The 25,336-nt window shown below is 66.0% G+C and carries 26 protein-coding genes; 16 read left to right on the top strand and 10 right to left on the bottom strand.

What is annotated here, in order from left to right; translation table 11 throughout:
- Nucleotides 1-351: 351 nt before the first annotated feature.
- Nucleotides 352-1,530, bottom strand: coding sequence for a DUF8173 domain-containing protein (locus EMQ25_RS11310; RefSeq protein ID WP_127188674.1), 1,179 nt, complete (start codon nt 1,528-1,530; stop codon nt 352-354).
- 134 nt (nt 1,531-1,664) lie between these two features.
- Here EMQ25_RS11310 and EMQ25_RS11305 point away from each other — a divergent pair, with 134 nt between their 5' ends.
- The gene (locus EMQ25_RS11305) at nt 1,665-2,117 is read left to right on the top strand and encodes a CBS domain-containing protein (protein ID WP_127188673.1); all 453 of its coding nucleotides are present in this window, start codon (nt 1,665-1,667) and stop codon (nt 2,115-2,117) included.
- Between the two features lie 279 nt (nt 2,118-2,396).
- Here the strand turns inward: EMQ25_RS11305 and EMQ25_RS11300 are convergent, their stop codons facing one another.
- Entirely contained in the window at nt 2,397-2,720 is a 324-nt protein-coding gene (locus EMQ25_RS11300) for an ElaB/YgaM/YqjD family protein (protein ID WP_127188672.1), read from the bottom strand.
- A gap of 149 nt (nt 2,721-2,869) precedes the next feature.
- Here EMQ25_RS11300 and EMQ25_RS11295 point away from each other — a divergent pair, with 149 nt between their 5' ends.
- Nucleotides 2,870-3,442 (top strand): flavodoxin domain-containing protein, encoded by a 573-nt coding sequence (locus EMQ25_RS11295; protein WP_127188671.1) that lies wholly within the window; start codon nt 2,870-2,872, stop codon nt 3,440-3,442.
- 80 nt (nt 3,443-3,522) lie between these two features.
- Nucleotides 3,523-3,888: an SPW repeat protein gene (locus EMQ25_RS11290; RefSeq protein WP_127188670.1), complete on the top strand. Its 366-nt coding sequence runs from the start codon at nt 3,523-3,525 to the stop codon at nt 3,886-3,888.
- Between the two features lie 99 nt (nt 3,889-3,987).
- Here EMQ25_RS11290 and EMQ25_RS11285 read toward each other — a convergent pair whose 3' ends face one another.
- From EMQ25_RS11285 to EMQ25_RS11255, 7 genes are all read right to left on the bottom strand, one after another.
- A complete protein-coding gene (locus EMQ25_RS11285; protein WP_127188669.1) occupies nt 3,988-4,218 on the bottom strand; it encodes a hypothetical protein in 231 nt (76 codons plus the stop codon).
- Between the two features lie 101 nt (nt 4,219-4,319).
- Nucleotides 4,320-5,054 (bottom strand): maleate cis-trans isomerase family protein, encoded by a 735-nt coding sequence (locus EMQ25_RS11280; RefSeq protein ID WP_127188668.1) that lies wholly within the window; start codon nt 5,052-5,054, stop codon nt 4,320-4,322.
- 4 nt (nt 5,055-5,058) lie between these two features.
- Nucleotides 5,059-6,477 carry an amidohydrolase family protein gene (locus EMQ25_RS11275; RefSeq protein WP_127188667.1) on the bottom strand — a complete coding sequence of 473 codons (1,419 nt, stop codon included), beginning with the start codon at nt 6,475-6,477 and terminating at the stop codon, nt 5,059-5,061.
- Nucleotides 6,474-7,775, bottom strand: a complete 1,302-nt coding sequence (locus EMQ25_RS11270; protein ID WP_127188666.1) for a TRAP transporter large permease — start codon at nt 7,773-7,775, stop codon at nt 6,474-6,476. Before EMQ25_RS11270 ends, EMQ25_RS11275 begins: the two co-directional genes overlap by 4 nt.
- Nucleotides 7,772-8,383: a TRAP transporter small permease subunit gene (locus tag EMQ25_RS11265; RefSeq protein WP_158626056.1), complete on the bottom strand. Its 612-nt coding sequence runs from the start codon at nt 8,381-8,383 to the stop codon at nt 7,772-7,774. Before EMQ25_RS11265 ends, EMQ25_RS11270 begins: the two co-directional genes overlap by 4 nt.
- Nucleotides 8,384-8,450: 67 nt before the next feature.
- Nucleotides 8,451-9,482 (bottom strand): TRAP transporter substrate-binding protein, encoded by a 1,032-nt coding sequence (locus EMQ25_RS11260; RefSeq protein ID WP_127188664.1) that lies wholly within the window; start codon nt 9,480-9,482, stop codon nt 8,451-8,453.
- Between the two features lie 287 nt (nt 9,483-9,769).
- On the bottom strand, nt 9,770-10,570 hold the full coding sequence (locus EMQ25_RS11255) for a BtpA/SgcQ family protein (RefSeq protein ID WP_127188663.1): 801 nt from the start codon (nt 10,568-10,570) through the stop codon (nt 9,770-9,772).
- Nucleotides 10,571-10,727: 157 nt separating this feature from the next.
- Here EMQ25_RS11255 and EMQ25_RS11250 point away from each other — a divergent pair, with 157 nt between their 5' ends.
- The 9 genes from EMQ25_RS11250 to EMQ25_RS11210 all read left to right on the top strand — a co-directional run bounded on the left by EMQ25_RS11250 (nt 10,728) and on the right by EMQ25_RS11210 (nt 20,366).
- Nucleotides 10,728-11,705, top strand: a complete 978-nt coding sequence (locus EMQ25_RS11250) for an SDR family NAD(P)-dependent oxidoreductase (protein ID WP_127188662.1) — start codon at nt 10,728-10,730, stop codon at nt 11,703-11,705.
- 88 nt (nt 11,706-11,793) lie between these two features.
- Complete coding sequence (locus EMQ25_RS11245) at nt 11,794-13,299, top strand: FGGY-family carbohydrate kinase (protein WP_127188661.1); 1,506 nt, start codon at nt 11,794-11,796, stop codon at nt 13,297-13,299.
- A 2-nt stretch (nt 13,300-13,301) separates the two neighbouring features.
- On the top strand, nt 13,302-14,546 hold the full coding sequence (locus tag EMQ25_RS11240) for an amidohydrolase family protein (RefSeq protein WP_127188660.1): 1,245 nt from the start codon (nt 13,302-13,304) through the stop codon (nt 14,544-14,546).
- A 64-nt stretch (nt 14,547-14,610) separates the two neighbouring features.
- The gene (locus tag EMQ25_RS11235; RefSeq protein ID WP_244606560.1) at nt 14,611-15,438 is read left to right on the top strand and encodes a DeoR/GlpR family DNA-binding transcription regulator; all 828 of its coding nucleotides are present in this window, start codon (nt 14,611-14,613) and stop codon (nt 15,436-15,438) included.
- Nucleotides 15,439-15,694: 256 nt separating this feature from the next.
- Entirely contained in the window at nt 15,695-16,570 is an 876-nt protein-coding gene (locus EMQ25_RS11230; RefSeq protein ID WP_158626055.1) for an ABC transporter permease, read from the top strand.
- Nucleotides 16,571-16,573: 3 nt separating this feature from the next.
- Nucleotides 16,574-17,356 carry an ABC transporter permease gene (locus EMQ25_RS11225; RefSeq protein WP_127188658.1) on the top strand — a complete coding sequence of 261 codons (783 nt, stop codon included), beginning with the start codon at nt 16,574-16,576 and terminating at the stop codon, nt 17,354-17,356.
- A 37-nt stretch (nt 17,357-17,393) separates the two neighbouring features.
- A complete protein-coding gene (locus EMQ25_RS11220) occupies nt 17,394-18,467 on the top strand; it encodes an extracellular solute-binding protein (RefSeq protein ID WP_127188657.1) in 1,074 nt (357 codons plus the stop codon).
- Nucleotides 18,468-18,522: 55 nt separating this feature from the next.
- The gene (locus EMQ25_RS11215; protein ID WP_127188656.1) at nt 18,523-19,629 is read left to right on the top strand and encodes an ABC transporter ATP-binding protein; all 1,107 of its coding nucleotides are present in this window, start codon (nt 18,523-18,525) and stop codon (nt 19,627-19,629) included.
- Between the two features lie 14 nt (nt 19,630-19,643).
- Entirely contained in the window at nt 19,644-20,366 is a 723-nt protein-coding gene (locus EMQ25_RS11210; RefSeq protein WP_127188655.1) for a maleate cis-trans isomerase family protein, read from the top strand.
- An 8-nt stretch (nt 20,367-20,374) separates the two neighbouring features.
- Here the strand turns inward: EMQ25_RS11210 and EMQ25_RS11205 are convergent, their stop codons facing one another.
- A complete protein-coding gene (locus tag EMQ25_RS11205; protein WP_127188654.1) occupies nt 20,375-21,160 on the bottom strand; it encodes a FadR/GntR family transcriptional regulator in 786 nt (261 codons plus the stop codon).
- Between the two features lie 111 nt (nt 21,161-21,271).
- Between EMQ25_RS11205 and EMQ25_RS11200 the strand changes: the two genes are divergently transcribed.
- Genes EMQ25_RS11200 through dgoD form a run of 4 tightly spaced genes read left to right on the top strand, consistent with a single transcriptional unit; the run spans nt 21,272 to nt 25,335 of the window.
- The gene (locus EMQ25_RS11200; protein WP_127188653.1) at nt 21,272-22,312 is read left to right on the top strand and encodes a TRAP transporter substrate-binding protein; all 1,041 of its coding nucleotides are present in this window, start codon (nt 21,272-21,274) and stop codon (nt 22,310-22,312) included.
- A 52-nt stretch (nt 22,313-22,364) separates the two neighbouring features.
- Nucleotides 22,365-22,874, top strand: a complete 510-nt coding sequence (locus tag EMQ25_RS11195) for a TRAP transporter small permease (RefSeq protein ID WP_127188652.1) — start codon at nt 22,365-22,367, stop codon at nt 22,872-22,874.
- Complete coding sequence (locus tag EMQ25_RS11190; RefSeq protein ID WP_127188651.1) at nt 22,871-24,145, top strand: TRAP transporter large permease; 1,275 nt, start codon at nt 22,871-22,873, stop codon at nt 24,143-24,145. The genes EMQ25_RS11195 and EMQ25_RS11190 overlap by 4 nt, the downstream gene beginning before the upstream one ends.
- 11 nt (nt 24,146-24,156) lie before the next feature.
- Entirely contained in the window at nt 24,157-25,335 is a 1,179-nt protein-coding gene (gene dgoD / locus EMQ25_RS11185) for a galactonate dehydratase (RefSeq protein WP_127188650.1), read from the top strand.
- Nucleotide 25,336 lies beyond the last annotated feature (1 nt).

Here is a 25,336-nt window from a genome sequence, read left to right as displayed (position 1 = left end):
GAATTGCGGCCTACTCGCGACAGTGATCAATCAAGAGGTTTCGCAGCTGGCCAAAATGCCAATAGGAGAAGCTTCTACCGGCCGTAGTCCAGTGGTCAGCCTGTAGGGCCTAATTGGAGCGGTGCGCCGAGCTCTTGCGCCCCGTCTCCTGCCGACGAGGTAAGCGCTTCTGGTTTGCAATGGGGGCGATAACGACTTGAAACATAAGGAGACTAAAGACAGCTAGTTTGCAGCTGATGGTAATAATTACAACGAGTAGAGTCAGACTACGAATCTGGGGGTCAGAGGTTCGAATCCTTTCGGGCGCGCCATTTCTTTTTCTTCGATCGATGCCTCTATCGAGAGCCGCCCTCAGACGACGATGTCGGCCCTCCGAGGGCGGTCGATAATGAGAGTTGCGCCGCGCTGCAGCATTGCGCCGAGGCCGAGGAAGATCACCACGAGGTTGGCGAGCCAGCCGAGGACCGGGATGAAGTTGAGCACGGCAAAGACCACAAGGCCGATGGCAAGGACGGCCAGCTGTCCCGCAAGGCGCGTGGGGGCGAGAGAAAAGGCCTTGCTCACGCGCCATGAGACGGCGTGCACCCCAAGCAGATAGCCGGCGGTCCAGACGAGGATGATGAAGAGGATCACGATCGGGATCAGCAGGATGCCGACCAGCGTCATCGCGCTCACCGGCACGAGACCGATCAGCATGGAGAGGCCGAGCCCTCCGAGGAGGATGCAGCGAAAGGGATGGTCGACCGCCGCGTTGCGCAGTCTTTCGGTCGTGGCCGGTGCGAAGGCATGGGCGATGGCGGCGATGAGGAGCAGGAAGCCGATCGTCAGGACAAAGACGCCGAGGATGATCGCGAGCGATGGCCAATAGCCGCGCAAGGGGTCGCTCATATGCTCGTCGATCCTCTGGAGGACGGGGTTGGGCTCTATGCGGGTGAACCGGACGCGCTCGGGAGGCACGACGCTTGCGGGGATGTCGATCGGTTCGGACGCGAGATAGGAGAGCGTGCCGCCGACCCGCGCATTGGGGCCGAAGGCGACATTTCCGACTGCGAGGTCCACATCGCCGCCGACGATGCTGTTGAGCTCGAGCGAGCCCACGCTGGCCCTGAGGCTGCCGGTAATGGGCGCGTCGAGGCGCGCCGTCCCTGCGAGAAGCCGTGCATTGCCCCCGACGATCGCCGGATCCTCGAGGCGCAGATTGCCTGCCGACACCGTGACGTCAGACGCGACGGGCGCATCGAGGGTGACCGAAAACCCCGCAGCATAGAGATCGGCGCCGACGGCGCCGGCCACCTTTACATCGAAGCCCGCGGCATGGAGGTCTCCCTCCACCTCTGTTGCAAGGGAGGTCGAGAACCCCGCGGCAAAGACGTCTCTTGCGGCCGGGGTGGAGAGCGTGACCGAGGTGCCGGAGACAAAGACGTCGCCGCCCAGGCGTGCAAGGTCCTGCTGCGCCCGGGCTGGACCCGACGGCGCGACCGCGAGGATGAGGAGAGCCGCGATGGCGGCGCGAAGGGGCAATGGGCTCACGACAAACCTCGACCGAGCGGTTGAACGGCACCGACCATCCCACCAGCGCGGCCCGGGTATCTTGATGCGCGTCAATGCGTGAGGGACACGCTTTCGGCCAAGAAGGCCCGATGCCGTAAGCAAAGGAGCGGGCCATGAATATCGAGAAAGCCATGCACAGGGGCGCGACATGGGTCGCGCCCGAGACCCCCGTCAGCGATGTCGCTGCGCTCATGAGGAAGGAGGATATCGGTTCCATCCCCGTTGGTGAGAATGACCGGCTCGTGGGGATGATCACCGATCGCGACCTTGCCCTGAGGGCGCTTCCCGACGGGGCCGATCCCAGGACGATGAAAGCGCGGGACGTGATGACGAAAGGGATCGTCTATTGCCGCACCGATCAGAGCATCGAGGATGCGATCCATCTGATGGAGGACAAGAAGATCCGTCGCCTGCCGGTGATCAATGACAAGAAGCGCCTCGTCGGCATGCTTTCACTGGCCGATATTTCCCATCATGCCAGCCGCGATCTGTCTGCCGAACTCGTCCATGCCGTTGCCTCTCCCCATGAGGGGGATCAGACGGGGAAGGGGGCACGTCAGTCTTGATGGTCGTCAATGCGGAACTGGCACAGGCGGTCTAGCCTCAAAAGTGTCCTGCGGAGATGCGGATCGACGGTTCTTCACCGGCGTTGGACCAATGACGGTGGGGGATGAAGATCAGGGCATCGGTGAAGCTCGACAGAGGGCTCGCGCATCAGGCCTCAAAGCCGTCCGGCAAAGGATGGTGTAGGGTCGGGCGCGAGCCCTGCTCTATGGGGGCGCGCGATCCGGACGCGGGGCTCCGGGCCGTGCACCCAAGGCTTGGCGCGCAGCCCGGATATGCCCTCAATGCCGCCGCGCCATCATCATCGATGCGACAAGTCCGATGCCGCCCGCCGCGATCGCGACGGCGAGGAGCGGTTGCTGGCGGATGGCGTGCTCGAGCGTCGCTTCGATGTCGGCGGCCCCGCGATAGACCCTCGCGCGCGCCTGCCGGGATTGCGCTCCAAGCGCGCCAGCTCCGGCTGCCGCCTCCTCGCGAAGGTCTTCCAGCCCGTGTCCGGTCAGCGCGCCCACTGCGCCGATGACGTCCGACAGGTCCTTCTGCAAGGTCCCGACCTTGGAGCGCAGCACATCGATGTCCTTGTGATAGGTGTCTACCGTGATCATGATGCTTGTCCTTAAAATGGGTGACCCGCCACCATTGGCAGCGGCGAGGTCAGCCTAGCCGAACGCAACAGTCCGGACTTTGACCGGCGTCAACGCATCGTCCCTTCGCCTGCGCAAATGTGGTCCATCCCGGAGTTTGGAGGGCCGACATGCGCATCCTGATCGTCTATGGCACGAGCGAGGGGCAGACCGAGAAGGTGGCGCGATACCTCGCCGACCGGTTCTCCCATGGCGGGCACGAGGTGACCCTTATCGACGCGCGCAGCCTGCCGGCCGATCTCGACATGGAGGGGCAGGATCTGACGATCGTTGCGGCGCGGGTTCATGCCGGATCCTATCCGCGTGCGATCGAAAGTTTTGTCAGGTCCGAACGCAACAGGCTCCAGGATATGCCCTCGGCCTTCATTTCGGTGTCGATGGCGGCGGCCGGGCATCGTCCGGGCGATCTGGAGCGCGCCGAGGATTACGTGGAGCGCTTCATCGCCAAGACCGGGTGGACGCCCACTTTCGTGCATCACGCGGCGGGCGCCCGGCTTTATGCGCATCATGGGCCGCTGACACGCTGGATCCTCGGCATGATCGATGGCAATCGCTACGATACTGCACGGGACCATGAATTCACCGATTGGGCGAAGCTTAGGGCCTTTGCCAACGATGTGCTGGCCGGGTCGGTCCCCGGCGGCCGGCTTGGATCGGGCCCGGACGTTCGGGCTGGCGCCTGAGCGGGCTTGACGGCCGTCAAATCCTTCGGCGGTGCGGACCTTTAGGCTGGCATCTCCGCTATCACGAAGGGAGTGGGAAGATGAATGAGCGGCATTGGCAGGACTGGCTCATCGCCGTCGTCGGCGTCTGGCTGGTTCTCTCGAACTGGGTTCTCGCTTATACGATCCCGGGAACCGCACCGGCGGGCGCCGATAGCCTGATCTTCTGGAATGCGCTGCTGACGGGGGCAATTGCCCTCCTGCTCGGCGGCATGGCGCTTGCGGCATTCCGGATCTGGGAGGAATGGGCGGACATCGCGATCGGGCTCTGGCTCATCGCATCGCCCTGGGTGCTGGGCTTCGCCAGCGTGCCCCTCGCCATGTGGAACGTCACGCTGAGCGGCGTGGTCATCATCCTCTCGGCGGCCTGGACGCTCTACGACGCCCGGGAGACCCGGCACGCCTAACCCATCGCCAGACGGGCGCAGCGGCGGATCCGGTTCGCCGCTGCGCGTTGCGAGAACGCCGTTCGCGCGTCCGCCCCCGGGGCGGTCCGAACGGGCCGGCTAGGCCGAAAAGGTCACGTTGACGCCGCGCTGGCGGAAATAGGCCTGCATGGTCTTGCGGCCCGCGCGGTTGTTCTGGGCGAGCCGGCCCGGTTCGAACACCGCTTCCGTCGCGCCTTCGCGGGCGAGGGCCTGTTTCAGGGTAGCGATATGGGCGTCGAGATCGGCATTGTTGGCCTGGAGTGATGCGTAGATGTTTTCGATGGCATCGTTGACGGTCGGTTCGCTCACGCTTGATCCTCCTTGGATTTCGATGCGACCGGCTAGCACAAACTCCGCGTCGGGCCTACCGCAAGCATGCGGTGCGCCGTTGAATGCGCGATGCTCTACCCTTACCCCCGACCGGCCGTCTGGCCGAACATCCAGCCGCGCCCGGCGATTGGGCTCGCATCGGCGCCCAGAATGTCGAGGCCCTGCCAGACGACGGCGGCGGTCGAATCGACCACCGGGATGCCGAGTTCCGCCTCGATCTCTGCCATCAGGCTCCAGCCGCGCATATTGGTGCACATGATGACGAGGGCTTCGGGGCGGCTCGCGGCGACGCTCCGGCACATCTGGCGGACCGCATCATCGGTGATCGTCGAAAAGGCGAAATTTTCCGAAAGTCCGGTATGGGCTTCGCCAATGACGGTGATCCCGGCCTTGGCGTAGTTCTCGATGATCTTGTGCTGCACATCGTCGGTGTAGGGCGAGATGAGCCCGATCCGGGTCGCGCCCTTTTTGCGCAGGAGCGCCTCGATGGCGCCGACGGCGGTGCAGGCTGGAATGCCGGTCTCGGCCCGAATGGCCGCGCAGAGGCCGTCGTCCCAGGCGCTCCCCAGCCAGGCCGCGGACGTGCCGCTCCAGGCAATGACCCCGACACGCGCATCCGCAAGAAGCCGCGCCGCCGCAAGCATCGGCGCGTATTCGAACTGGCCGTTGGCATCTGCGCTGAGCGCGATCCTGGTCACGGTAAAGCGCGAAAAATGCGCCGAGACGCCCGGCACATTGGCCACCAGAGCTGCCGTCGCCGGCTCAAGAATGGTGTTCGAGGATGGGGTCAGCACCCCCATGAGACGACGGTCCATCCGGTCAGCTCCCATAGGCGAGGGCGAGGGGGATGATCGCGTCGATATCGCCGGCTTTCCCGGCGATCCGGGCCTGCTCGCGGGTCAGCGCTTCAGCGGCCTCCCGCCAGTCGATGCGGGTCGGCTGGCCCTGTGCCACGACGATCTCGCCATCGACATAGACGTTGTCGATCGCCCGTTCGGCGGCCTGGTGGACGATCGTGCGAAGCGGATCGCGCATCGGATGCATCTGGGGGTGGTCGAGATCGAAGGTGACGAGGTCGGCCTTCGCGCCGGGCGCGAGCCGCCCGATATCGTCCCGGCCCAGCACCTTTGCCGCCCCGGCGGTGGCCGCGCGGAAGAGCCTCGCCGTATTCGAAGTATGGCGCGGGCCGGCGGCTGCGCGGGCGAGGAGCTCGGCGGCACGGATTTCCTCGAGCATGTTCTGGGGATGGGTGTCGGTGCCGATGGCGACGTTCACGCCGGCGTCCATATAGGCCCCGATATGGTGCAGGAGCGTGCCGTCGCGCACGAAGATCGTGGGGCAATGGGCGATGGTCGTGCCGCTCTTTGCCAAGAGGTCGAGATCCTCACGGGTTTTCCAGAGGAGCCAGGGATGCTCGTCGGTGAAGACGGCGTGCCCGATGATGGTGCGCTCACCGAGGAAACCGATCTCGTCCATATAGGCGACAGGCGACTTGTCGTGGAGCCGCGCCATCTGGTTGAACTCGGGATAGCTCTGCGCTCCATGGGTGAAGAGCGTGCGGCCGGTTTCCGCAGCGAGCGCGATGGCCTGCTGCAGAAGCTCGGTGGTGCAGGTGTCGATCTGGGCCGGCGCGACCATGGCCGAGAAGCGGCCATTGGGGTGGCTTTCGGCAGCGTCCATCACCTCGCAGGCTTCGGCAAAGGCGGCCGCGCCCATATCCTCGGACCAGTCATAGCGCGTTTCCTGGCCGGTCGAGGCCCACCAGCGCGCCGACCGGAACATCGGCGCCACCCAGACCCTGAGCCCACTCTCATCGAGGATGTCGAGCCAGCCCGGATAGGCATGGGAAAGGTCGACGATGGTGGTTATCCCTGCAGCCGCCATTTCGGCGAGCCCGTAACGCGCCGAGGCACGCATGGCCGGCTCGTCCTGAACGAAGCTCTGCCGGAAATCCTGCCGCCCGTTGAAAAAGAGCCGGGGATCGCCGAACTCCTCGACGAAGCCGCGATAGATCGGGGTCTGGGTCGGATGGCAATGGATGTCGATGAGCCCGGGCATGACGAGGCGGGTTCGGCCATCGATCTCGGTGTCGACCGTGCCCTCATAGCGTCCGCCGACCTGGACCAGCCTGTCGCCGGTCCAGGCGACGTCGCCATCGCGAAGGTAGACATGGTCGTCCTGGGCTTCGCTCCACCCGATGATCCACGCGGCGTTGCGAATGCAGATTGTCTTTGTCACATCAGGCTCCTGGGCAGCCAAGTCACGATCTGGGGGAAGGCGGTGATGAGTGCGACGAGCACGAGGAAGCAGCCGATGAAGGGCAGGACGCCCTTGATCACATCGGTCACCGACCCGCGCCCGCGTACCGCCTGGACGACGAAGAGATTCATGCCCACGGGCGGCGTGATGAGCGCAATCTCGCACATGAGCACGAGGAAGATGCCGAACCAGAGCGGATCGTAGCCGATGGCGAGGACGACGGGCAGCACGATGGGCGTGGTCGCGATCATCATGGCGAGCGAATCCATGAAGCAGCCGAGCGCGACATAGACGAGCACGAGGATGATCACCATCTGCCAGCCCGGCACCGAAATCTGGCTCATCGCATTGGTGATCTGTTCGGGAATGCCGAGCACGCCCACGATGAAGTTGAGATAAAAGGCCGCGATCAGGATGAGCAGCGTCATCGCCGTGACCTTGACCGTCGACAGCAGGCTTTCGATGAAGAGCTGCCAGGTGAACTGCCGGTAGGCCGCAACGAGGATGGTGGCTGCGACGACGCCGAGGCCGGCAGCTTCGGTGGGGGTGGCCCAGCCGGTATAGATGCTGCCCATGACCCCGATGAAGACGACGAGCGGCGGCAGGAGATCGCGCAGGCGCCGCAGGCGCACGGCGAGCTCGTCGGGCGGGGAGTTTTCCGAAACCGATGGATTGATGACGCTCGCGATCACCACGCAGCCCATGAAGAGCAGGGCGAGCAGCACCCCGGGCACGACCCCCGCGAGAAAGAGCTGGCCGATCGAGGTGTTCGTCATCGCCCCGAAAATGATGAGGTTGATGCTGGGCGGGATGAGGATGCCCAGCGTCGCCCCGCTCGCCACCGTTCCGAGCACCCAGCGCTCCGAATAGCGCTTGTTGCGGAAGGCGGGGAAGGCGACCGTCCCGATGGTTGCGGCAGTGGCGACCGACGAGCCCGAAATCGAGGCGAAGACCGTCGATGCGGCGATGTTGGTATGCAGCAGCCCGCCGGGCAGGCGCCGCAGCCAGTCGTCGATCGCGGTATACATCCGCGCCGTGATGCCGCCGCGCACGAGGATCTCGCCCATCAGGACGTAGAGCGGGATGGAGACGAGCAGGAAGTTGTTGAGCGTGCTCCACATCAGCGTTCCGAAAGGGCGGAACATGATGTCGCCGAAGAACCAGAAACCACCCAGGGCGGCGGTGGCGAAGAGGGCGGTGCCGATATGCATGCCGAGCGCGAGAAGGCCCAGCATGAGGGCGAACCCGATTGCGATGACTTCGAGTCCGACGCTCATTTTGCGTTTTCTCCTGCAGCGCGGGCATTGGCCTTGATCGACACATCGGCGATCTCGGCGACCTCGTCGGCGATCTGCACGACGCCGTATTCCGCATCGAGCCGCTCACGATCAATGAAGAGGAGGACGACCGCGCGGATCGCGTAGAGCACGGCACAGGCGGCGAAAAAGCTCATGCCGACCGCCCAGAAGCCTTGCGGGATCCACATCGGGGTCTGCAGCGGCGTGTTGGCATAGGCATTAAAATGAAGGGTGTCGCGATAGGCGAGGAGCGCGCGGTGGGCAAAAAAGACCGCGACGGCCGCGAGCGACACATAGGCAAGGACATTGGCAATGGCCGCGCCGAGCGGGGGCAGCTTGCGCACGAGCAGGTCGATCCGCGTGAAGCCGCGCTCGAAAAGGACGTAGGCGAACCCGAGCGATGCGAGGGCTGCGAGGACGTAGCCGCCGATCTCGTCGGTGCCCTGCAGCGAGAAGCCCGCGAAGCGCCGCGCCAGAACGTCGATGGCGATGAGGAAGGCGAGGATGAAGACCGCAAGGCCGGCAGCGAGCGCCAGGGCGGTGGAGAGGTGCCGCAGCACCGAGAAGAGTAGGGCGACCGCTTTCATGACCGGATCCGTTTCTTGCCGCGGACACCGGGGCGCAGCCGCCCCGGTGCTCAGGGCGTGTTGAAGATCAGGGTGCGGTGAAGCCGCGGGCGGCGCCGACCGTCTCATACCAGACGGTGCCGCAATCGGCATAAGTGCGCTCGCAGCGCTGGATCCACTCGCCGACGATCACTTCGCTCGAGATGTCCTGGAGCTGTGCCATGTCGGCTTCGGAAACCTCGACGAGTTCGAGGTCGAAGGCCTGGTAGATGTCGCTGTCGCAATCCCCACCGGTGGTGCAGGAGAGCGCAAGCTCGTTGGTCTCGCGGGCGAGGGCCCAGAGATCTTCCTCGAGCTTGGTGAAGTGCTCGGTGAGGCTCGCCTGCGCGTCTTCGGGAAGGCCGTTGAACCATTCGAGGTTCACCACGTGCGCCTGGATCGAGCCCGAGACCGAGAGCGGCAGGACATGGGAGGTTACTTCAGGCCACTTGCCGGTATTGGCCGAAGTCGCCGAGGTGATGCCGCAGGAGGCAACGCCGCGCTGGAGGGCCGGATAGACCTCGGGGAAAGCGAGGGTGACCGGAGTGGCGCCGAGGCGTTCGAGGAGCGAGGACATCGAAGCGGTGAACGAGCGCACCTTGAGGCCCTGCAGGTCGGCGAGAGTCTCGATCGGCTCGTTGCAGAAGAAGATCTGCCCGCCGAACGGCCAGACGGCCATCGCCTTGACCCCGAAGCGCTCTTCGAGACGGGCGTCGAACGCTTCGCGATAGGCGGCAACGGCGTCCGCAAGGCTGTCGGTGTCGGTCGAAACGCCGATCAGGTCGATGCCTTCGAGGAAGGGATCATCGCTGGCGACGAGGCCGACCTGGATCGAGGCGAGGTTGAACGTGCCCTCGCGCACGAGGCGGAGACCGTCGGCCATCGAGATGCCGAGCGCCTGGAACTCGTTGCGCAGGACGGTGAAGCCCTCGGCATTGATCTCCTCGATCGCGGCGATTTCGACGGGATACTGGGCGCTCTGGTTCTGGGACTGGCTGAGCCACGAGATCTGCTGGGCGGTGGCCGCCTGCGCCCCGAAGGCGAGGGCGGCGCCGGCCAGCAGGACTTTGGAAAAGGACATGGGATTTGCTCCTGAGTACTGACTGAACACCCTTTGCCGTCCGCTTCGGCGCAGGGAACGGGATGGTCTTTGCAAGGGCCGGGCCAGTCGCTGCGGAAGCCTGCCGCCCTTCGTGAAAATTCAACTAAGTGTCTGGCATTGCTTGCACTTATCCCCTCTGTTGCATTTCGTCCCGATAGCTGTTCATCCGGAGCCGTGCAGTTCTGTTCGGTTTCGCACAACCACTAACCAACATGGCTAGTTTTTAAGCGGCGCGCAGTCCTGCTCCCTTTTACGGCTTCCTGGCGTCAGCGAAGCAAGTTGACCTTGTCCATGAAGCGGCGCGCGCGATCGGCGTCCACCGACTTCCAGGTGTCGCCATCGGTCTTGAAATGAGACCCGACGATTGCCCCGTCGGCGACCGCGAACACATCGGCGATGGTGTCGATGTTGACCCCGGTATTGGCGAGCACCGGCGTGTCCGGCAGCGCTTCCTTGACCGCGCGGAGATCGGAATGCTCGGCGGGCTGTCCGGTGATCGGGCCCGAAACGAGCACGGCATCGGCGAGCGAGGAGAAGACCGCGCTCTTGGCCCTGAGCGCGATCGGGCGCTGGTCGAGCGAATGGGCGAATTCGGCATTGATGTTGAAGAGCGTCTTCATGTCGGTGCGCCCCAGATCGCGCCTCAGGCGCAGGGCGGCGGCGGCATTGGGCTCCCAGAGGCCCATGTCCGACGCAAAGAGGCCGGTGAAGATCTCCCGGACGAACTTCGCGCCCGTCGTCGCGCCGATCGCGGTGCTGGCGATGGGGTCCCAAAGATAGTTGACCCCGAACGGCAGATCGAGGTCGGCGGTGACCGCGTTGATCACGGTGGTGAAGGCGGCGATGCCCGCGGGGGGCGCAGAGAAGACGTAGGGGCGATCGTTCTCGTTGCCGAACATCACCGCATCCACCCCGGCCGCCTTGAGCTTTTCGGCGTCCGAACGGGCCCCGTCGATAAGCGCCTCCATGCCGCCATCGGCGTCATAGAGCGGTGTGCCGGGAAGCGCCCGGACATGGATCATCGCGATGACGACCTTCTTTCGCGGTGCAAGGAAATCGAAAACCATCAGAGACTCCGTCGATCGAACCTGGAGCGGGGACGCGGGTGTCGCGTCCACAGCGCCTCCATTTCATTTCACAACAAACGAACATAACGCAACAAAAAATACCATTGCGTCACAGTTGGTGCTGCGGTTAGCTTTCGGACGAATACGGAGAGCAGAGATGAACGATTTTTCCCGCATCGGCAGCGATCTCGAGGGCAGGCGCGCCATCGTCACGGGCGGCGCGACCGGCATCGGGCTCGCGATCGCGACCACGCTTGCGGCCCATGGGGTCATGGTGGCCATCGCGGACCTTTCGGCCGAGGGCGCGGAGGGCGCCGCCGCAAAGCTCGGCAACGGGCGCGGGGCATCGGACAGCGGGGCGGGGAGCGCCGGAGAGGCTGGGGTAGCCGGTGGCGCTGGGAATACCGGGGGCGCCGGGGATGCTGGTGGCATTGGGGGCACCGGGGTTGCCGGAGGTCCGGCCGGCTCGGGGAGTGGTCACCGGGGCACAGAGACCGCCGGGACAACGGACGGTGCGGGCCATTTCGGGCTCGGCATGGATGTCAGCCGGCGTGAGTCGGTCGAGGCGGGTTTTGCCCAGGTTCTCGAACGCTGGGGCGGTTACGACATCCTCATCGCCAATGCGGGCGTCTCGACGATGAACCGGGCGGTCGACCTGACCGACGAGGAATGGGACTTCAATTTCAACGTCAACACGCGCGGCATTTTCCTCACCAACCAGGCGGCTGCGCGACATTTCACGGGCGCCGGGCACAAGGGCGTCATCGTCAACACCGCCTCGCTCGCCGCCAAGGTCGGCGCGCCGCTGCTCGCGCATTATTCGGCCTCTAAATTTGCCGTCCTGGGCTGGACGCAGGCGCTCGCGCGCGAGCTCGCCCCGGCGGGCGTCCGGGTCAACGCGGTCTGCCCGGGCTTCGTGCGCACCTCCATGCAGACCCGCGAAATCGAATGGGAATCCAAGCTTCGCGGCATGACGCCGGCCGAGATCGAGGCCGACTATATCGCGCAGACGCCGCTGGGGCGGATCGAGACGCCCGAGGACGTGGCGGGCGTCGTCGCCTTCCTCTGTTCGGATGCGGCGCGGTTCATGACAGGGCAGGGGATCAACGTGACGGGCGGGGTCTATATGGGCTGAGGCCCGGGCGCATTTTATCCCCGGGCCCGGGCGCGCGGGCATACTCGGCGCCCCCGATCGACCACGCAGAGGCGAGGACCACACTGCCATGACCCAACGCGACATCGTCATCGGGCTCGACATCGGCACCACATCGACGATTGGGCTCGCTGCGCGCATGCCCGAAAGCGTGCTCGGCGTCGCGAGCCGGCCGACGACGCTCACCTCGCGGCATGCCGGCTGGGCCGAGGAAGACCCGGCCCAATGGTGGGACAACGCCGTCTCGATCCTGCGCGAATTGACCCAGACCATCGATCCCGAGGCCATTGCCGGGATCTGCGTCACCGGCATGCTGCCTGCCGTCGTGCTGCTCGACGATGCAGACCGGGTGCTGCGGCCCTCGATCCAGCAGAGCGACGGCCGCTGCGGGCGGGAAGTCGAGGATCTGCGGGCCGAACTCGACGAGGATGCCTTCCTCGCGCGGACCGGCAACGGCATCAACCAGCAGCTCGTCGCGGCCAAACTGCGGTGGATCGGGCGGCACGAACCCGATGTTTTCTCGAAGATTGCGACGGTCTTCGGGTCCTATGATTACATCAATTTCCGCCTGGCCGGCCGCAAGACCGCCGAGCAGAACTGGGCCCTCGAAGCAGGCTTTACCGACCTTGCGACAGGCGCGATCGCTGACGATCTGGTCGCGCTGGCTGGTATCCCCAGAAGCGCCGTGCCGCCACGGGCGGTGTCGCACGCGGTGATGGGGCATGTTTCGGCCGAAGCCGCCGAGGCGACGGGCCTGCGCGAAGGCATCCCCGTCTTCGGGGGCGCGGCCGATCATATCGTTTCGGCGCTCGGGGCCGGCATCGTTTCGGCGGGCGACGTGCTCCTCAAATTCGGCGGGGCAGGCGACATCGTCGTGGCAACGGACAAAGCGCTGCCCGACCACCGGCTCTATCTCGACTATCACCTCGTGCCGGGCCTTTTCGCGCCCAATGGCTGCATGGCGGCCTCGGGCTCGGCGCTCAACTGGGCGACGACGCTGCTGGTGCCCGATGCCGGCAGTCCGGGTGCCCCAAAGCCCCATGTCGCGCTCGACCGCCTGGCGGCCGCCGTGCCTGCGGGGAGCGACGGGCTCTTCTGCCTGCCCTATTTCCTGGGGGAAAAGACCCCCATCCACGACCCGCTGGCGCGCGGGGCCTTTGTCGGACTTTCGCTCAGCCATGGGCAGGGGCATCTCTGGCGCGCGCTGCTCGAGGCGGTGGCCTATGGTTTCCGCCATCATGTGGAGGTGCTCGGCGAGATCGGCCACGCGCCGAGGCGTTTTTACGCCTCCGATGGCGGCACCAACAGCCGGCTCTGGATGCAGATCATGGCCGACATGCTGGGCGAGCCGGTGCAATTGCTGAACAATCATCATGGCTCTTCGCTCGGCGCGGCGTTCGTCGCGGCGATCGGCGCGGGCCTCGTCAGCGACTGGAGCGCGGTGGGCGCGCTTTCCCCGCGCGGCGACATCGTCAAGCCGGACGCGGCCAATGCCGCGATCTATGCCGAAGGCTATGCCCGCTATCGGGACCTCTATCTTCGCCTCGCGCCCTGGTTTCACGCCGGGGCACGCTAGACATGTTCGACCTTGTCCTCGCCAATGCACGGATCGACGGGGCCTCCGAGCCTCTCGATATCGGCATTGCCAGGGGACGCATCGAGGCGCTCGAAAGAGGGCTCGCCGGACGCGGGCCGACCATCGCGCTTTCCGGCCGCTATGCCTTTCCGGGGTTCGTCGAGACCCATATCCATCTCGACAAGGCGGGCATTCTCGGGCGCTGCCCGATCTGCGAGGGGACGCTCAGCGAGGCAATCGCCCTCAGCGCCGCGGCCAAGCCCGGCTTCACCGAAGCAGATGTCTTCGAGCGGGCCTCCCGCGTGCTCGAGAGAGCGATCGGACACGGCACGACGCTCCTGCGCACCTTCGTCGAGGTCGACCCGCGCGCGGGGCTCCGCTCGCTGGCGGCAATCCTCAGGCTTCGGGAAACCTATGCTAGCCTGATCGAGATCGAGATCTGCGCCTTCGCGCAGGAGGGGCTGACCCAGGAGATGGAGACCTACGCCCTGCTCGAGGCGGCGCTCGAACAAGGCGCCGACCTCGTCGGGGGGTGTCCCTATACCGATCCCGACCCGGCCCGGCATGTGACGCTGATCTTTGATCTTGCTCAGAAATACGACGTTGCGGTCGACTTTCACATCGATTTCGACTTGAGGCCCGAGGCCTCCAACCTCGGCCCGGTGATCGCCGAGACGCATCGGCGTGGCTATCAGGGGCGGGTCTCGATCGGCCATGCGACGAGCCTTTCGGCCCTGCCGCCCGAGGCGCTGGCCGGACTTTCGGGCCGGCTCGCGGAGGCCGGCATCGCGCTCACCGTGCTGCCGGCGACCGACCTCTACATCAACGGGCGGGACAGCACCCACCTCGTGCCGCGCGGGGTGGCGCCGGCCCATGCCATGGCCGGGATGACCCGCGCCATCGCGACCAACAATGTGCTCAATCCCTTCACCCCCTTCGGGGACGCCTCGCTGCTGCGGATGGCCAATCTCTATGCAAACCTCGCCCAGCTCGGCGGCGACGCCGCGCTCGCCGACGTGTTCGGCATGGTGGGGGCCGAGGCCGCCCGGCTGATGGGCCGATCCTACGGGCTTGCGCCGGGCGGGCCGGCGACGCTGGTGGTTCTGGACGCACCCGACGCGATCACGGCGCTGCGCGAACTCGCCCAGCCCCTTGCCGGATGGAAGGATGGGCACCAGACCTTCCGGCGCCCGACCCCGGAAGTCTACTTAGACGGGGCGGGGATAACACCGGTTAACAGCCTCTAACTTCAATTTGTTATTCGCCCATGCGATACTTCGCCCGACAGCGGAATCACGAAAAGAGCCGGCCGTGAGCAAGTCCCGAGAAGCCGTCGCCATGGAGGCGGCCAATAAGCCCGAACGCCTTCCGGCATCGCTTCGCCAGGCGCGGATTCTTGCCGCCTTCGAGCGCTCGGGCTTCGTGTCGATCACCGAGCTCGCCGAGGAATTCGGCGTTTCGGGCATGACTGTGCGCCGCGACCTGACGGCGCTCGACAAGCGCGGGCTGCTCGCGCGCACCCATGGCGGGGCGGTGCCGGTGGGGGTGCAGGCGGTGATCGACAGCGTCGAGCCCGCCTTCGACCTGCGCCGGCGGGAAAATGCCGATGGCAAGATGGCGATCGCCCGGGCCGCGGCTGGGCTGATCGGGCCGAGCGAATCGATCGGGCTCGATGTCGGTACCTCGATCCTCGCGCTTGCCGAGGACATAGCGAACCGCCGGGATTTGCGAGTCTTCACCAACAATCTGCGGGTGGCGATGCGGCTCGCCGAGGGCAATGTCACGGTCTATACGCTGGGCGGACAGGTGCGGAGCCCGGAGTTTTCGCTGATCGGGCCGCAGGCGGCCGAGGCGCTGTCGGGGCATTTCCTCGACCGGGTGTTCATCGGCGTTTCTGGCTTTGATGCCAATGGGTTCTACGATTATTCCCCCGAGGATACCGAGATCAAGCGGGCCTTCATTGCCCATGCCGGCAGCGTCGTCGTCCTTTGCGACGCCTCGAAATTCGGGCGCCGGGCGCTATCGCGCATCGTGCCGCTCGAGCGGGTCGATCTGGTCGTGACCGACGCCGCCCCGCCTCCTGACCTCGCTGCTGCGCTTGCCGCCGCGGGCATCGAGACCGTGATCGCCGGGGCCTGATCCCCCACCACGCTTTTCACAGAGCTGCACAGACCGTGCTCGGACGCCTCCAGAAGGCATTCGAGAGCCTGATCCTGCGCGAAAATTGCTGCAAATTTCACCGAAATTATACTTCCTGCACCGTTTCGAGCGCTCAAGAATCCCGCTTTGTGCATAAATGTTATGCAATGCGCGATTATGCATTTTTGCGTTGCATGGCTGAACAGGATTGTGCGTAATGTAACAGTATCGAACGTCGAGCGAGGGATGCGCGATGATGAGCCGGGCGAGGGCAGATAGCCTTTCAGGAGCGCTGCTGGTGCTGCCCGCGATCGGCTTCCTGCTCGTCTTCTTCCTGGCGCCCAATCTGCTGCTGGTCGGCTACAGCGTCATCGCGCGCATGGAAGCGGGGGTGATGCAGTACGGGCTCACCTTCGACAATTACGTCCGCGCCTTCAGCGTCGACCTCTACTGGCTGGTGCTGGTGCGCACGGTGCGCATGGGCCTGATGGCAGCGCTGGTCTCGGCTGCGATCGCTTATCCGCTCGCCATCGCAATCGCCCAGGGCGGGCTCTTCGGGCGGGTGGTGACGCTGGTCGTCGTGACCCCGCTGCTCGTCAACGTCGTCATCCGCTCCTATGCGTGGTCGCAATTGCTGAGCCGGCAGGGCGCGCTCAACTGGGCGCTGACCAATCTGGGGATCGCCGAGAACCCGCCGCAGCTGCTCTATACCGAATGGGCGGTGCTGATCGCCTCGGTGCATGTCTTCCTGCCCTTCATCGTCCTGCCGCTGGCCGCCGCGATCGGCGCCATCGCGCCCGAGATCGGGCAGGCCGCGCGCATGGCGGGCGCCAATCGGGTGCGGGTCTTCCTGCGGGTGATCCTGCCGCTCAGCGTGCCGGGGCTGGCGGTCGGGCTCTCGCTCGTCTTCTCGCTGACCGCGGCCGCCTACGTCACCCCGCAGATCCTGGGGGGTAATTTCTCGCCCCTGATCGGCACGCTGATCCACCAGCAGGTGCTGGCGCTCAACGACTGGCCCTTCGGGGCGGCGCTCGCCTCGCTGCTGATCGTGCTCGTGCTGTCCATCAACCTCGTCTTCCTGCGCGGCGCCGAACGGCTGACCCGCCGCTGGACCGCAGGCGCGGGGAACTGAGCGATGTCCAACCTCACCCGCGCCGCCGTCCTCGTCATCCTCTTCGTGATCGTCGCGCCGCTCGCGGTGCCGGTGATGATGTCGGTCTCGGACACGCCCTTCATGACCTTCCCCCCGCAGGGGTTCACGCTGCGCTGGTACTGGAAGGTGCTGGCCGAGCCCGAGGTGCAGCAGAGCCTCTGGGTTTCGATCCGGCTCGCGGCGGCGGCGGCAATCGGTTCGCTGATCCTCGGCATTCCCTGCGCCATCGGGCTCGTGCGCTACCGGGTGCCGGGGCGCAACGCGATCCTGGGGCTGGTCCTCTCCCCGCTGATCGTGCCGCTCCTCGTAACGGGCCTTGCGCTTTTGCAGTTCTTCTCGCTCGCGGGCAATCGCTGGACGTTCTTCCAGCTCGCCATGGGCCATATCGTGATCTGCCTGCCCTATGTGGTGCGCAACGTCTCCAACAGCCTGCTCCTGGCCAATCCGGACCTCGAAAGCGCCGCCCGCATCATGGGGGCGGACCGCTGGACGACGTTCCGCCGCGTCACCTGGCACCAGATCCGGCCCGGCATCACCTCGGGCGCGATCTTCGCCTTCATCGTCTCGTTCGACGATTTCCCGATCTCGATGTGGCTGGCGGATGCCCGCGAATTTCCGCTGCCGCTTTTTCTCGAAGTCGCCATCCAGCGCTTCTTCGATCCCTCCATCGCCGCGCTCTCGACGCTGATGATCCTGCTCGCGCTCGTGATGATCGGGGTGATGGAGGCGCTGCTCGGCATCAAGGTCCGGCGCTTCGCCGGATGATCCATCGCCAAACCCTCACCCAAGGAGACTGACGACCATGACCATCAAGCTCAACCGCCGCACCTTCGGCAAGCTTGCGCTCGGCGCCGGCGTCGCCGCGCCCTTTGCCTTTACCCGCAATGCCTGGGCGCAGGGGCGCACCATCACCATCGGCATCTGGGGCGGCTCGCAGGGCGAGTTCATCAAGCGCGAGGTGATCCCCGCCTTCGAGGCCGAGTTCGGCTGCACCGTGCTTGCCGAGGAAGGCGCCACCCTCGCCAATGTCGCCAAGCTGCGCGCGACCGCCAGCGACCCGCGCTTTTCGGTGATGTTCGTCGACGACGTGGTCGTCGGGCTCTGCAAGGAAGAGGGGCTGACCGAGGAACTGCCGGCCGCCGACATGCCGGCGCTCGAGAACCTCTACCCCGAATTCCTCTATGAGGGCGGCTATGGCACGGCGCTCGGCATTTCGCTCGGCGGCGTCTTCCACAATACCGGCATCACCCCGCCCGAAACCTATGCCGAGCTCTGGGACGAGAAATGGGCCGGCAAGATCAAGCTCGTGAGCCCCAACAACACCCCGGCCATGTTCTTCCTCATCGTCGCGGCGGCGGTGAAGTCGGGCAAGCCCTTCGCCGAGGCGCAGTATCTCGTCGACGATTCCTTCGACAAGGTCGCCGAACTGCGCCCCAACGTGCAGAACGTCTATGACAGCGGCATCCAGGCGTCCAACGAGGTTGCTCAGGGCCAGGCCGATGTGGGGCTGATCGAATACTCCAAATACGTCTACCCCTACACCGACCAGGGCGCCCCGGTGACCATGACCTATCCGGCCGAAGGCGCCTTTGCGGGCACCAATTGCCAGGTGCTGGTCAAGAACGCGCCCGAGCGCGACCTCGCCGTCGCCTTCATGAACCGGATGCTCGAGCCCTCCGTGCAGAAGCCGCTGGCCGAATACGCGCTGATCGCGCCCCCGATCTCGGGCCTCGATCTCGACGAGAAGACGCTCGGCTACGTGGCCTATCCCCAGTCCGAAATGCAGGCCCGCGGGCTCTTCACCCCCGACTGGACGATGATCAACGCCAAGCGCGCCGAATGGACCGAGCGGCTGAACCAGATCTTCGCGGCCTGATCCAGACCGCACCGGGGCGGCCGTGCGCCCCGGTGCCCATTGCAGGAATGAGCCCATGAAGACCCGGTCAGCCGGCGCACATCTGGCCATCGAGGCCGTCACCAAGACCTATGGCAAGGCGAAGGCGCTCGATGCGGTGTCCCTCGTCATCGAGCCGGGCGAACTGCTGGCGCTGCTCGGCCCCTCGGGCTGCGGCAAGACCACGCTTTTAAAGATCATCGCCGGGCTCATCGACCCCGACGAGGGCGAGGTGCTGGTCGACGGGCTCGGCATGGTGCGCCTGCCGACCCATCGGCGCGACATGGGCATGCTGTTCCAGAACTACGCGCTCTTTCCCCATCTCGACGTCATCTCCAACGTCGCCTTCGGGCTCGAAATGCGCCGCCTGCCGCGGGCAGAGATCGAAGAGCGCGCCCGCCGGGCGCTCGATCGGGTGCAGCTTTCGGCCTATTCGGGCCGCATGCCGCGCGAATTGTCGGGCGGCCAGCAGCAGCGCGTGGCGCTCGCCCGGGCGATCGCCTACGAGCCCAAGATCCTCCTTCTCGACGAGCCGCTCGCCGCGCTCGACAAGAATTTGCGCGAGGGCATGCAGATGGAGCTGCGCGCGCTCTGCAAACAGCTCGAACTGACCACCGTGCTCGTCACCCACGACCAGGAAGAGGCCATGACCATGGCCGACCGGATCGCGGTGATGCGGGCAGGTCGGCTCGAGCAGCTGGGATCGGCCCGTGCCGTCTACGAGCGCCCCGAAAACCGGTTCGTCGCAGGCTTCATCGGCACCTCGAACTTCTTTCCCTTCGCCGGCGAAAGAAGCACGGGCGCATTGGGGGCGACGATCCCCGGGCGGACGCCCGGAGGGGATGCGCTCCTCGCCATCGCACGGGACGGGACCCTGCCCGAGGGCGGGGCGATGGTCGCGGTGCGGCCCGAGCATGTCGCCCTTTCGGTATCGAGGCCCGCCGCCGAAGCGAACGCCATGGTCGGCAGGCTGACCCAGATTCTCTTTCGCGGGGCGCACATGACGGCCGTGCTGCGCACCGATGGCGGCCAGGAGATCGTCGCCTCGGCGCCCGCCGATGCCCTGCCGCCGGGCCTCGCCGAAGGCGATGCCGCCTGGGCCCACTGGAAAGCCGAACACGCCCTGATCATCGAGGACAAGTGAAAGGACCTCATCCCATGACCGAACGCGCCTTCGGCGTCATCGTCCCCTCTTCGAACCGCGTCGTCGAGCGCACCACCGAAAAGGTCCTCGCCTATTTCCCCGACCTCGCGGCCTGCTATTCGCGCATTCCGCTTTTCGGAGCGGGCGGGGGGCAGCCTTCGGACGGCTATAACGTCGCCTCGCTCGACAGCGCGATCGAACTGCTCTCGCACGCCCAGATCGAGCTCATCTGCTGGAACGGCACCAAGGGGGCCGGGCTCGGCTTCACCCCGGACCGCGATTTCTGCGACGCCATCAAGGCGCGCACCGGCCTGCCCATGGTCTCGACCGCGCTCGCAACGCTCGAGGTGCTGAAGCGCCTCGGGGTCAAACGCTTCGGCATGGTGAGCCCGCTGCCCCAGGAGAACGTCGAGGCGATGGCGGGGAATTTCGTGGCCCAGGGTTTCGAGCCGGTAGGCGCCAAGGGCATGGGGCATACCGACAATTTCGCCTTTTCCGAAGTCACCCCTGAGGAGATCGCGACGGCGGCGCGCGCGCTTTTCGAAGAGAGCCGGCCCGAAGCGATCTTGCTCTTCAACACCAATCTGCGCGGGCTGTCCTCCTCGGCGCCGCTCGAGGCGGAACTGGGGATTCCGGTGATCGATTCGGCGGCAACGGGGGTCTGGGCGGTGCTCGACGCCATGGGCATCGACCGCACCCCGGCGGCCCCGCTCGGCAGGCTTTTCGGCGAGGCCTGAGCGATCGTTCAGCCTGTCGGGCCGTCTTGCATGGTCTGTGCGGCGGTCCGGCGGTTGAGCTCGAGCATCTGGCTCATTTCGGCGCGCGCCCCAGCGGCGTCGCGCCGCCTGATCGCTTCGGCGACCGCGATGTGGCCGTCCCGGCTCACCGGCTCCTGGCTCTTGGCGAGCACGCCATACTCGTAGGAAATCCAGAGCATGGTGAGGATGATGGGCCGCAGCTGGCGCATCAGGAGGTTGCCGGTGGCATCCAGAATGGTGGCGTGGAAGGTGCAGTCGGCCGCAAAGAGATCCTCGACCGCGCCCGACTGGGGATGCATGGCATAGGCCGCCTCGACGATGGCGGCGATCTGCTCGCCCGTCGCCCGCTCCGCCGCCAGCCCCGCCGCCTGCGGCTCGATGATGCCGCGCAGCTCGGTGGTTTCGGCGAACATGACCTGCAGGCGCGGATGGGTCGGGTCGTGCCAGGCGGCAACGTCCGCATCGAGCAGGTTCCACTCCTCGACCGGGCGCACGCGGGTGCCGTAGCGGCGCGCGGTGCGCACCATGCCCTTGCCCGAGAGCACCTTGATCGCATCGCGCACCGTGGTGCGGCTGACCCCCAGGGATTCGGCGAGCTCGGGCTCTGTGGGCATGACTTCCCCCGGCCGATAGGCGTCATTGGCGATCCGCCGGCCGAGGATCTCGACGGCGAGCTTGGTCGCCCCGGTGGGGAGCGAGGAGCCCAGATCGACCGGCAGGTCGAGCACCACCGGTCGCGCGCCGGTCTTTGTCGCCAAAGTCTCGATCATCATCGGGCCTTTACATGTGATCTAAAGAAATGCATTCTGCCGCCATGTCGCCGCCGATAGCGCGCGGCGTCAACGGTAAATCCGGCCCCAAGGGCCGCATCTGGGAGGATCGATATGTTCATTACGCGTGCCGCTGCCATTGCGTGCCTTTTGGGGTCCGTGGCGCTCTCTTCGGCCAGCATCGCTGCCGAGATCAAGTTCGGAATCGGCGTCGCCGAGGGCGACTATCCCGAATACAACGCCGTGCTGCGCTTCAAGGAATATGTCGAGTTCAAGACCAATGGCGAGCTGACCGTGCGCCTCTTCCCGGGCAACCAGCTCGGCGGCGAGCGCGAGATGCTCGAGCAGGTCCAGCAGGGCAGCCTCGAACTGACCCTGCCCGCCGACGGCGCCATGGCCGGCTTCTACCCGCCCATGCAGGTCTGGTCGATCCCCTACATCTTCGAGAGCGCCCCGATCGCCTGGGAAGTGATGACCGGGCCCTTCGGCGATGCGATGCGCCAGGATATCCTCGAGGTGACGGGCATGCGTGCGCTCGCCTTCTCGCAGAACGGCTTCCGCTCGTTCACCAACAACACCCGCCCCATCATCAATCCCGAGGACATGGCCGGTCTCAAGATCCGCACCATGGAAAGCCCGGTCTACATGGAGATGGTCAATTCGCTCGGCGCGACCGCCGTGCCGATCAGCGGGGCCGAAGTGGTGATGGCGCTGCGCCAGGGCGTGGTGGACGGTCAGGAGAACCCGCCGGCCGTCGTCTATTCGGGCGGGCATGGCGAAGTGCAGCAATACTATACGCTGAACGAGCACACCTTCGGGCTCCATGTGATCGTCGCCAACAATGACTGGTTCGAATCGCTCTCGCCGGGCCACCAGCAGATCATCCAGGATGCCGCGGCCCTCGCGGCCTGGACCGAGAACCTCGAAAAGACCGAGGGCGACTGGCTCTACAGCCGCCGCCTGCAGGAAGAGCTCGGCATGGAGATCCACGTTTCCTCGCCCGAGGAAAAGGCGGCCTTCCGCGACGTCGTGCAGGAGCCGGTGCTCCAGTTCGTGCGTGGCAATGTCGGTGACGAACTCGTCGACGAGCTGCTCGCCGAGGTGGAAGCGGTGAAGGCCCGCCTCTACGGCAGCGCGGCAGCTTCCGCCGAATAGGGCCCAGAACCCCGCCGCGGGCTCCGGCCCGCGGCACCGGAGGGATCTTTCCATGCAGGCTCTTGCCAAGCGGGCGGCGCTGCTGCTCGCCCGGACCACCGAGACGCTCGCGACGCTCCTGCTCATCACCGTCACCGCGCTCAACCTCACCCAGGTCGTCGGCCGCTACGCGTTCAGCGTCGGCTTCAGCTGGACCGAGGAGGTGATGCGGTACCTGATGATCTGGCTGATGATGCTGGGCTCGGTCGCCGCCATCTACCGGGTGGAGCATATGGGCGTGGAGACGCTCGAGAACATGGTCGCGCCCCGCCGGGCGCTGCTCGTGCGGTCCGCCCTCTATTCGGTCGGCGGCATCTTCTGCGTGGTCGTGATGTTCTATGGCTGGCCCCTGGCGCTGCGCAATGCCGGCCAGGTCGCGCCCGCCTCGGGCATCCCGATGATCTATCCCTACATGGCGCTGCCGGTCGGCGCCTTCCTCATCCTCGTGCAGATCGCGCTCTCCTGGTTCGGCGCCTTCGACGAGCATCGCGCCATACCCGAAGCGTCCGGAGAAGAGGCATGATCTGGGTTGCCATTGCCGGGCTCGGCCTGCTCCTCGTTGGGGTTCCCGTCGCCTTTTCGCTCGGGCTTGCCGGGCTCGTCGGGGTGTGGGTCGCCAACATTCCCTTCTCGATCGTGACGACGCGGCTGTTCACCGGCGTCGACAGCTTCGTCTTTCTTGCGGTCCCCTTCTACATCCTCGCCGCCGAGATCATGAGCCAGGGCGGCATCACATCGCGGCTCATCGCCATCGCGTCGGGCGCCACGCGCTGGCTGCGTGGCGGCACCGCCTACGCGAATATCGGCACCTCGGTGATGTTCGCTGGGATCTCGGGCTCGGCGGTTGCCGACGCCGCGGCGCTCGGGCGCGTCTTCATGGAGGAGATGCCCAAGGAAGGCTACACCCGCCCCTATGCGGCGGCGGTAACGGTCGCGTCCTCGATCATCGGACCGATCATCCCGCCCTCGGGCCTCGCCATCCTCATCGGCGCGGTGACCGGGGTTTCGATCATCGACCTGTTCCTTGCCGGCGTCGGGCCGGGGCTGCTGCTCGGGCTCGCCTGCGCGGCCGTGGTGTTCGTGGATGCGCTGAGGGGCCGGCTGCCCAAGCCGCGCGTTACCCAGAGCGGGGAATCGCGGGTGCGGATGATCGTGGAGGGGCTCGCGGTCGCGACCCTGCCGCTGATCATCGTGGGGGGCATGGTGCTCGGCGCCTATACCGCCACCGAAGGCGGCGGGATCGCGGTCGCCTATGCGATCTTTCTCTCCATGGTGGTCTTCCGCAAGATGGACATGGCCGGGCTCTGGCGCGCCTTCATGCGTGCCGCGCGCACCTCGGCCACCATCTATCTGCTCGTGGCGGCGGCGACGGTTCTCTCCTATGCGCTGAATCTCCTCGGCATTTCGGGCTTCGTGCGCGAGGCGGCGCTGCTCTTCGAGGGTCAGCCGCTCTACTTCCTCCTCGCCATCGCGGTGCTGATGCTGATCCTGGGGACCTTCCTCGACATCGGCGCGGCGATCCTCATCTTCATGCCGCTGATCATGCCGGCGGTCATCACGCTCGGCATCGATCCGCTGCAGGCGAGCATGGTGGTGATGGTGACGCTCGCCATCGGGCTCGTCACCCCGCCGGTCGGCGTCGTGCTCTTCGTGGTCATGCGGGTGGGCAATATCCGCATGCTGCCGCTGCTGCGGGCGTTGATCCCGTTCCTTCTGGCGCAGCTCGTCGCCGTCGTCATCCTCTGCCTCGTCCCGGAAATCTCGACCTGGCTGCCTAACGTTCTCAATTCCTGAGTGAGGCTCAATTGAAGATTACTGCCGTCCAGACGGTCGTCGTGAACGCGATCCACCGCAACTGGATCTTCGTCAAGGTCCTGACCGACCAGCCTGGGCTTCATGGCTGGGGCGAGGCGACGCTCGAATGGAAGACCCGCGCGGTCTGTGCGACAATCGAGGATCTCGCGCCCTTCGTCGTCGGCGAAGACCCCGCACGCATCGAGCACATCGTGGCGCGCATGACCGGCTTCAGCTTCTGGCCGCTTGGCGCGATCGGGCTCACCGCGGTTTCGGGCATCGAGCAGGCGCTCTGGGACATCAAGGGCAAGGCGCTCGGGGTGCCGGTGCACGAATTGCTGGGCGGGCGCGTGCGCGACCATGTGCGCGTCTATACCCATCTGCGGCGCGCCGAGATCGGCGCGCAGGTGCCCACGAGCGATATTTCCGCCTTCTGCGACGCGGTGCAGGAAACCGTCGAGATGGGCTACAACGCCATCAAGCTCGGCTTCATCCCCTATACCGGCTATGACGCGCCGCTGCCCGAGGTCCGGCACGTCGAAAAGCTCGCCACCGCCGTGCGCGAGCGGGTCGGGGACGGGATCGAGATCATGACCGATTTCCATGGCCGGCCCGATTCCATCGATGCGGCCAAAGCCTATATCGACGTCATCGCGCCGATCCGCCCGCTCTTCATCGAGGAGGCGATCCAGCCCGGCGATGCCCCCGCCATGGCCGATCTCGCCCGGCGCGTCGATTGCCCGCTCGCGACCGGCGAGCGGCTTTTCACCTCGCGCGAATTCGCCGAGATCGCCGAGACGCGCGCCGTTGCCTATATCCAACCCGACCTCGCCCATTGCGGCGGGCTTTCGGGCGGACGCCGGATCGCGGCGATCGCCGAGGCGGCGCATATGGGCGTCGCCCCGCACAATCCGATGGGTCCGGTCGCGGGCGCGGTCGCGCTCCATTTCGACCTTGCGACGCCCAATTTCGTCATCCAGGAAGAAGCCGTGGGGCTCGTCCCCTGGTTCCGCGACATCTGCACCGAGACCTATCCGCTCGATATGGACAATGGCGTCTGGGGCGTGCCGACCGCGCCGGGGCTCGGCATCGAGATCGACGAGACCGTCGCCGCGCGCTACCCCTTCAAGCAGGAAGAGATCCCGGCCCTCGATGCGATCCTGCCCGACGGGCGCATCGCCAACTGGTAGC

This window comes from Arsenicitalea aurantiaca (genome assembly GCF_003994485.1).
In the GTDB taxonomy this organism is placed as follows: Bacteria; Pseudomonadota; Alphaproteobacteria; order Rhizobiales; family Devosiaceae; genus Arsenicitalea; species Arsenicitalea aurantiaca.
This window is presented reverse-complemented; position numbering and strand designations above follow the sequence as displayed.

Coding starts and splice junctions, on each gene's coding strand:
- EMQ25_RS11305 (WP_127188673.1), top strand. CDS start 1,665: ATGAATATCGAGAAAGCCATGCACAGGGGCGCGACATGGGTCGCGCCC.
- EMQ25_RS11300 (WP_127188672.1), bottom strand. CDS start 2,720: ATGATCACGGTAGACACCTATCACAAGGACATCGATGTGCTGCGCTCC.
- EMQ25_RS11295 (WP_127188671.1), top strand. CDS start 2,870: ATGCGCATCCTGATCGTCTATGGCACGAGCGAGGGGCAGACCGAGAAG.
- EMQ25_RS11290 (WP_127188670.1), top strand. CDS start 3,523: ATGAATGAGCGGCATTGGCAGGACTGGCTCATCGCCGTCGTCGGCGTC.
- EMQ25_RS11280 (WP_127188668.1), bottom strand. CDS start 5,054: ATGGACCGTCGTCTCATGGGGGTGCTGACCCCATCCTCGAACACCATT.
- EMQ25_RS11270 (WP_127188666.1), bottom strand. CDS start 7,775: ATGAGCGTCGGACTCGAAGTCATCGCAATCGGGTTCGCCCTCATGCTG.
- EMQ25_RS11265 (WP_158626056.1), bottom strand. CDS start 8,383: ATGAAAGCGGTCGCCCTACTCTTCTCGGTGCTGCGGCACCTCTCCACC.
- EMQ25_RS11260 (WP_127188664.1), bottom strand. CDS start 9,482: ATGTCCTTTTCCAAAGTCCTGCTGGCCGGCGCCGCCCTCGCCTTCGGG.
- EMQ25_RS11255 (WP_127188663.1), bottom strand. CDS start 10,570: ATGGTTTTCGATTTCCTTGCACCGCGAAAGAAGGTCGTCATCGCGATG.
- EMQ25_RS11250 (WP_127188662.1), top strand. CDS start 10,728: ATGAACGATTTTTCCCGCATCGGCAGCGATCTCGAGGGCAGGCGCGCC.
- EMQ25_RS11245 (WP_127188661.1), top strand. CDS start 11,794: ATGACCCAACGCGACATCGTCATCGGGCTCGACATCGGCACCACATCG.
- EMQ25_RS11240 (WP_127188660.1), top strand. CDS start 13,302: ATGTTCGACCTTGTCCTCGCCAATGCACGGATCGACGGGGCCTCCGAG.
- EMQ25_RS11230 (WP_158626055.1), top strand. CDS start 15,695: ATGAGCCGGGCGAGGGCAGATAGCCTTTCAGGAGCGCTGCTGGTGCTG.
- EMQ25_RS11225 (WP_127188658.1), top strand. CDS start 16,574: ATGTCCAACCTCACCCGCGCCGCCGTCCTCGTCATCCTCTTCGTGATC.
- EMQ25_RS11220 (WP_127188657.1), top strand. CDS start 17,394: ATGACCATCAAGCTCAACCGCCGCACCTTCGGCAAGCTTGCGCTCGGC.
- EMQ25_RS11215 (WP_127188656.1), top strand. CDS start 18,523: ATGAAGACCCGGTCAGCCGGCGCACATCTGGCCATCGAGGCCGTCACC.
- EMQ25_RS11210 (WP_127188655.1), top strand. CDS start 19,644: ATGACCGAACGCGCCTTCGGCGTCATCGTCCCCTCTTCGAACCGCGTC.
- EMQ25_RS11205 (WP_127188654.1), bottom strand. CDS start 21,160: ATGATGATCGAGACTTTGGCGACAAAGACCGGCGCGCGACCGGTGGTG.
- EMQ25_RS11200 (WP_127188653.1), top strand. CDS start 21,272: ATGTTCATTACGCGTGCCGCTGCCATTGCGTGCCTTTTGGGGTCCGTG.
- EMQ25_RS11195 (WP_127188652.1), top strand. CDS start 22,365: ATGCAGGCTCTTGCCAAGCGGGCGGCGCTGCTGCTCGCCCGGACCACC.
- EMQ25_RS11190 (WP_127188651.1), top strand. CDS start 22,871: ATGATCTGGGTTGCCATTGCCGGGCTCGGCCTGCTCCTCGTTGGGGTT.